We start from the raw sequence: 2,505 nt of genomic DNA on the forward strand, positions 1-2,505 counted from the left end.
CGGCCGCGCCGCCCAGCATCCGGGCGCAGACCGCCGCCAGCGCGGCGGCCGCGCGTTCCATCAGCGCGCCCTCGGGCAGCGTCGCCATCAGCGCCGCCTCGGCCGCCCTGATCTGGTCAGAGGTGTATGCCGTCCGCATTCCGCCCAATCTACGGGGCCCGGCCCTCCGCGATCACGTAGGCGACGGCGACGCCGCCGTCATGGGTCAGCGAGACGTGCCAGCGGACCACGCCCATGATCCCTGCGACCTCGGCGACCCGGCCGGTCACCCGCAGCTCGGGGCGGCCGTGCTCGGCGGTCACCACCTCGGCCTCCGCGTGGAGCAGCCCGGGCGGGGCCCCCAGCGCCTTGGCGACGGCCTCCTTGGCCGCGAACCGCGCGGCCAGGGACTCCAGCCGCAGATCGCGCTCCCGCTCGGTGAACAGCCGCGTCCGCAGCGCGGGCGTCCGCTCCAGCGTCGTCCCGAACCTGGCCACGTCCACGACGTCCACGCCGATCCCCACGATCACCCGCCCAGGTTAACCGGCCGGACCGCGCACAGCCCGCGCCGGGCCGCCCGCCGTACGGCGAGGGCGGCCACGGCGCCGGTGGCGGTGACGGACGGCCTCGGCGAGGCGCCGGCGGTCACGGGCGGCCGATGCGCACCCGCCACACGCTCGGTCCGGACTCGGCGTAGTCCCAGGTGAACTCGCCCGGGTGCTCGGCGGCGAACTGGTAATAGAGGGGCTTGGGATCGTGGTCGTTGACCAGGACGAACGCCGTGCCCGCCGGCAGCTCCGCGAACGTGGCGAAGATCCGCTCGTGGCGCTGGGCCGGGACCAGGCGGCGCACGTCCAGCTCCCCGACGACTCCCGGGCCCTCCTCCGCCGCGAGTTCGCGGGCGCCGCACCCGCAGCCGCCGCACCCGCAGCCCTGCTCCGGAGCGGGCTCGCCGAGGATCTCGTGCATCCCGTCGAGCAGCGCGGCCAGGTCGACCCCGGCGGCGGCGAGGGCCGGCAGCAGGATGTCGTTCTCCTTCTCCAGGTGCGCCTGGAACAGGGCGTTCAGCGCCGCGGCGGCGCTGACGACCTCCCCCATGCTGCTCGCCTTCTCCAGCTCGGCGACGAGGTCCGCCAGGACGACGTGCTCCCTGCTCATCGCCCGCACGAGCAGCTCCGTCTCGGGCAGGCCCGCCGCGACGCGGTACAGCGTCTCCTCCTCGGCCGCCGCGTGCGGCAGCACCTCCTCGACGCAGAAGGCGACCAGCACCGCGTGGCGGGCGGCCGGCGAGGCCAGCTTGTCGATCGAGCGGGCGATGGTCACGGTGTGGTCGGACATCGTCCGGCCGAGCTGGTCGTGGTGGGCGCGGATCGTCGCCAGCACGGCGTCCTGCGGGTCTGCGGCGGTCTGATCGGTCATGGGAACTGCGCTCCTTGTCTCGCCCCGGCCTGAAAACCGGGGTGCGTACGGTCCCCGGGTGTGCCCGGGGCCTTTCCGGCGAGGGGAGGCCGCCCGCCGGTCGGCGGGCGGCCTCCCTCCGCTACGGCGTGAACAGCGGGGTGCTGAGGTAGCGCTCCCCGGTGTCCGGGAGGACCACGACGATCAGCCGGTCCTCGTTCTCGGGCCGGGCGGCCAGGGCCGTGGCCGCGCTCAGGGCCGCCCCGCCGGACACCCCGGCGAGGACGCCCTCGGTGCGGGCCAGCCGCCGGGCGTCGTCCCGGGCCTCGTCCACGGTGACCCGGACCACCTCGTCGTAGACCCCGGTGTCCAGCACCTCGGGCACGAACCCGGCGCCCAGGCCCTGGATCCCGTGCGGTCCCGCGGTGCCGCCGGACAGCACCGGGGACTCGGCGGGCTCGACCGCGACCACGCGCACTCCCGGCTTCTTCTCCTTCAGGAAGCGGCCCACCCCGGTGACGGTGCCGCCGGTGCCGACACCCGCGACGAGCACGTCGACCTCTCCGGCGGTGTCCTCCCAGATCTCCTGCGCGGTGGTGCGCAGGTGCACGTCGGGATTGGCCGGGTTGGCGAACTGCTGCGGCATGAACCAGCCGTGCTCGGCCGCCAGCCGCGCCGCCTCGGCCACCGCGCCCTTCATCCCGCGCGCCGGGGTGAGGACCAGGTCCGCGCCGTACGCCGCGAGCAGGGCCCGGCGCTCGACGCTCATGCTCTCCGGCATGGTGAGCGTCAGCCGGTAGCCCTTGGCCGCGGCCACCATGGCCAGGCCGATCCCGGTGTTGCCGCTGGTCGGCTCGACGAGGTGGCCGCCCGGGGCGAGGCGGCCCGCGTCCTCGGCCGCCTCGACCATCGCCCGGGCGATGCGGTCCTTGACGCTCCCGCCGGGGTTGGCGGACTCCAGCTTGGCGACGAGGCGTCCGGGCAGGTCGGCGCCGAAGCGCGAGAGCCGTACCAGCGGGGTGCGGCCGATGAGGGACAGGACGTCGGGGTGGATCGCGGTCATCGGGATCGTCTCCTGGTGATCGGCTACGGGAGGGGGGCGGGGCGGACGGCGGGTACGGCGGGGGC

4 protein-coding genes are annotated in these 2,505 nt (G+C 75.5%); all 4 read right to left on the minus strand.

Going from position 1 to position 2,505, the window contains the following annotated elements; all coding sequences use genetic code 11:
- Positions 1-149 precede the first annotated feature (149 nt).
- A complete protein-coding gene (locus ACWJ6R_RS34450; RefSeq protein ID WP_449066222.1) occupies positions 150-509 on the minus strand; it encodes a holo-ACP synthase in 360 nt (119 codons plus the stop codon).
- Positions 506-628 (minus strand): hypothetical protein, encoded by a 123-nt coding sequence (locus ACWJ6R_RS34455; RefSeq protein WP_449066223.1) that lies wholly within the window; start codon positions 626-628, stop codon positions 506-508. Before ACWJ6R_RS34455 ends, ACWJ6R_RS34450 begins: the two co-directional genes overlap by 4 nt.
- A complete protein-coding gene (locus ACWJ6R_RS34460) occupies positions 625-1,398 on the minus strand; it encodes a DUF2249 domain-containing protein (protein WP_449066224.1) in 774 nt (257 codons plus the stop codon). Before ACWJ6R_RS34460 ends, ACWJ6R_RS34455 begins: the two co-directional genes overlap by 4 nt.
- A 121-nt stretch (positions 1,399-1,519) precedes the next feature.
- Entirely contained in the window at positions 1,520-2,440 is a 921-nt protein-coding gene (gene cysK / locus ACWJ6R_RS34465) for a cysteine synthase A (RefSeq protein WP_449066225.1), read from the minus strand.
- Between the last annotated feature and the right edge of the window lie 65 nt (positions 2,441-2,505).

It is taken from the genome of Planomonospora algeriensis (assembly GCF_977012225.1).

Bases quoted from the DNA above. Each gene is read 5' to 3' on its own strand.
- ACWJ6R_RS34460 (WP_449066224.1), bottom strand. From the start codon at position 1,398: ATGACCGATCAGACCGCCGCAGACCCGCAGGACGCCGTGCTGGCGACG.
- cysK (WP_449066225.1), bottom strand. From the start codon at position 2,440: ATGACCGCGATCCACCCCGACGTCCTGTCCCTCATCGGCCGCACCCCG.